The organism is Pseudemcibacter sp., assembly GCF_965661635.1.
Lineage (GTDB): Bacteria > Pseudomonadota > Alphaproteobacteria > Sphingomonadales > Emcibacteraceae > Pseudemcibacter.
The window spans coordinates 1-3,636 of the sequence record NZ_CBFIEP010000175.1; the positions used below are offsets into that span (position 1 = coordinate 1).

General features: G+C 40.5%; 4 protein-coding genes. All 4 read left to right on the forward strand.

Translation table 11 applies throughout. The annotated features are described in order from the left end of the window. The coding region (locus ACTF6W_RS11570) for a TRAP transporter large permease subunit (protein ID WP_438994703.1) at positions 1 to 388 on the forward strand (388 nt) is incomplete at its 5' end. A 9-nt stretch (positions 389 to 397) separates the two neighbouring features. After that, the gene (locus ACTF6W_RS11575) at positions 398 to 1,390 is read left to right on the forward strand and encodes an NADP-dependent oxidoreductase (RefSeq protein ID WP_438994704.1); all 993 of its coding nucleotides are present in this window, start codon (positions 398 to 400) and stop codon (positions 1,388 to 1,390) included. A gap of 79 nt (positions 1,391 to 1,469) precedes the next feature. Then, positions 1,470 to 2,381 carry a DUF1838 family protein gene (locus ACTF6W_RS11580; protein WP_438994705.1) on the forward strand — a complete coding sequence of 304 codons (912 nt, stop codon included), beginning with the start codon at positions 1,470 to 1,472 and terminating at the stop codon, positions 2,379 to 2,381. 5 nt (positions 2,382 to 2,386) lie between these two features. After that, on the forward strand, positions 2,387 to 3,636 hold a 1,250-nt coding region (locus ACTF6W_RS11585; protein WP_438994706.1), incomplete at its 3' end, for a 3-isopropylmalate dehydratase large subunit.

Sequence of the window (3,636 nt, forward strand, 5' to 3'; positions counted from 1 at the left end):
ATACGAACATGTGCCGCATGCGCTCGTTGAAATTATTCAAGCAAACGTGGATAGTCAGACATCTTTCTTACTATTGACTTTAGTCGGCCTGCTTATCGTGGGATGTTTTGTTGATATTGGTTCCGCGATTTTAATTTTAGCGCCTCTTTTAGCACCTTTAGCGATAGCGCAAGATGTCGATCTCACTCATTTTGGCGTTATGATGATTGTAAACTTGGAACTTGGTTATTTAACGCCGCCACTTGGTTTAAACCTTATCGTCGCCATGGGCGTGTTTAAAGAAGACTTCTGGGTGATAGCTAAGTCAGTTCTTCCCTTTTTATTGCTCATGTTTGTCGGATTGTTGGTTGTTACCTTCTGGCCGTCACTATCACTCTTTTTACTCTAGGAATTTATAATGACCAATACTCAAATAATATTAAAAAGCAAGCCGGACGGAAACCCTAGCGCTGAAAATTTTGAAATCGCTTCTACTGATATACCATCTCCACAAGATGGCGAAATACTATGTAAAGCTTTATACTTATCTCTTGATCCTTATATGCGTGGACAGATCAGCGGGCGCCATATTTCTGGAACTGTTCATCCAGGAGATTTAATGAGAGGTGAAACGGTATCAGAAGTTATTGAAAGCAAATCGGATGTATTTAAAGTTGGTGATCTTGTAATGCATCATGGGGGTTGGCAGGAATTTTCTATCACAAATTCTGACGATGCTACTTTGGTTGATCAACGCCTAAAACCTTATTCATTAGCGTTAGGCGTTATGGGTATGCCAGGCTTAACGGCCTATGCAGGTGTGCATTACCTAGGTGAATTAAAGCCATCTGATGTTGTGTTGGTTTCTGCGGCCAGTGGCGCCGTTGGTTCTATGGTTGGACAGTATGCTTTAAACATAGGATGCCGTGTTATTGGGATAGCAGGCAGCGATGAAAAATGTGGATGGTTAAGGGATGTTGCTGGTTTTCATGGTACGATAAATTATAAAAATGAAAATCTTGCTGAAGCAATCAAAAGAGAATGTCCAGAAGGGGTTGATTTCTATTTTGACAATGTCGGTGGAGATATGTTGGATACTGTGATGTGGCAGTTGGCAATTGGCGCCCGTGTTGTTTTATGTGGACTTATGGCCCAATATAATACGGATGTTATTCCTCCTGGGCCCAACCCCGCATCGATTATTAAAGCTAGAGCGACGGTGCGTGGACTAGTGGTTTATGATTTCCATGATAAGAAGCAGGAATTTCTAGATTTTACAATTCCATTGCTAGACGAAGAAAAAATTAAATATAGAGAAGATGTATCTGAAGGGTTAGATCAAGCGCCTCATGCTTTTGAAAGATTAATGAAAGGTCAAAATTTTGGTAAGACAATTATCAAGATTAGTTGATGGTTTACTTTGAATAAAAGGTATAATAGTATATCTTTAGTATTAATTATAAAATGATAATCCAACATTGGAGAAAATAATGAAAATCTTGCAGAATATAAGATGGAAGATTGCAAGCGCGGTTTTAAGCGTATGTGCCGTGTCAACTGTATCAGCAGAGACGATTGACCTAAAAACACCTGAGGGGATTATAGAAGCAACAAGAAAAATTTATTGTTCGAGCACAGATCAAAAAATTACACGATATATGTTTGACGGTTATATACATGGCCGTAAACGTGGAGAAGCGGATAAACTATTATTTAGATCAACCGGAATGACTGTTCGTCAGTGTGTTTCCGTAGAAGATGAAAAGCGCGGAAAAGGGTATAAACTGATCACGCGTGAAATTATGCTTTATCGTGATCCCGTTACTGGTGAAGTACTTTATAAATGGGAAAACCCGTATCTTGGTCGCGAAGTTGACGTGATGCATGTGTCGAATGATCCGGTAAATCAACGGGCGAGCTTTCCATATGATGCAGAGGGTAAACCCGCTGCAAAATGGATAGGCAGAGAAATTAAGGATAGCTGGTTTATTAATCTTACTGTTCCGTTATTTTATCACAATACGATGCAAGGCGATTATCAGAAATATGTTGGTGGAGCTTATCATGCGACTGAAATGTTCAGCTTCATGGGTAAGACGGATGACCTTCTAGATGGTGATAAAGATGTCGCCAATGTAGATATTTCTTGGACGCGCTTGTCGGATTGGCTTCCTTGGATGGAAATGCAGGGTCGCGAAGGTATTTTATATGTTAATGCGATCGGTAAATTACTTGATAGTCATGACGAATTACCACAAGTGCTTAAAGATTATATCAGAGATGTTGAACCAAAATATATGACGCCACCCCCCATTGATGATACGCGCCCTAATGCAACAACATGGACAGTATTTAAAGAGAGAACTGAGCCACAACGTCTACCTTTCGGAGGTCATAACTAGTCGTAGTGAGCGCAAGAACACTTTTTGAAAAATTATGGAATGATCACACCGTTTGCCAATTGGCGGACGGTGTGGATTTACTTTATATCGACCGTATTTTTTTACATGAACGCACTGGTAGTATTTCACTGATTAGCTTAGAGGATGCAGGCAGGAGTGTATTAAACCCAGAAAAAGTTTTTTGCACGATGGATCATATCGTGGACACTTTCCCCGGCAGAACAGATAAAACAACGATGCAAGGTGGCCGTGATTTTATCGAAATGACCCGCAAAGCAACCAATAATGAGAATATTAGACTATTTGATATCGGTGATAGAGAGCAAGGCATTGTTCATGTTACCTCGCCAGAACAAGGAATAATATTACCGGGATTGACGCTTGTGTGTCCTGATAGTCATACTTGTACACAAGGCGCATTTGGTGCGTTGGCTTGGGGAATTGGATCCACAGAAGCTGAACAAGCATTAGCCACAAATGTTCTTAGGATGGAAAAACCAAAATCCATGCGTGTTTCTTTTGATGGTGAATTGCCAGCTGGTGTGACCGCGAAAGATATGATTTTACATTTAATTTCTAAATATTCAGCATCGGGGGGGGTTGGTTATGCCGTTGAATTTTCTGGCTCCGCCGTTAAATCACTTTCAATGGAAAGCCGCATGACACTTTGTAATATGGCGGTGGAGTTCGGTGCCTTTACAGGGATGATTGCGGTTGATGAAAAAACCATAGATTATGTTAAAGGAAGACCTTTTGCACCAAAAGGGGAATTATGGGAACAGGCCGTTCAATATTGGGAAGACTTAAAATCAGATAATGAAGCCACTTATGATAAAGAAATTATCATTGATGTGACGAACTTAAGTCTGACTGTATCTTGGGGTACAAGCCCTGGGCAATCAATTGCACTAGGAGAAAAAATTCCATCACCAAATGATTTTGAAGATAAGAACCAAAGAATCGCAGCAGAAAATGCTTTAAGTTATATGGCGATTAAACCCGGTCAATGTCTACGAGACCTTAAAATTGACGCCGCATTTATTGGGTCCTGTACCAATAGTAGGCTACCGGATTTAAGACGTGTAGCAAAATTGCTTAAGAATATGAAAGTGGCCTCAGGCGTTCGTGCGATTTGTGTTCCGGGATCTACAGAGGTTAAATTAGCTGCCGAAGAAGAAGGTATTGATAAAATTTTCATGGATGCGGGGTTTGAATGGAGGGAAAGCGGCTGTTCAATGTGCTTTTTTGCAGGTGG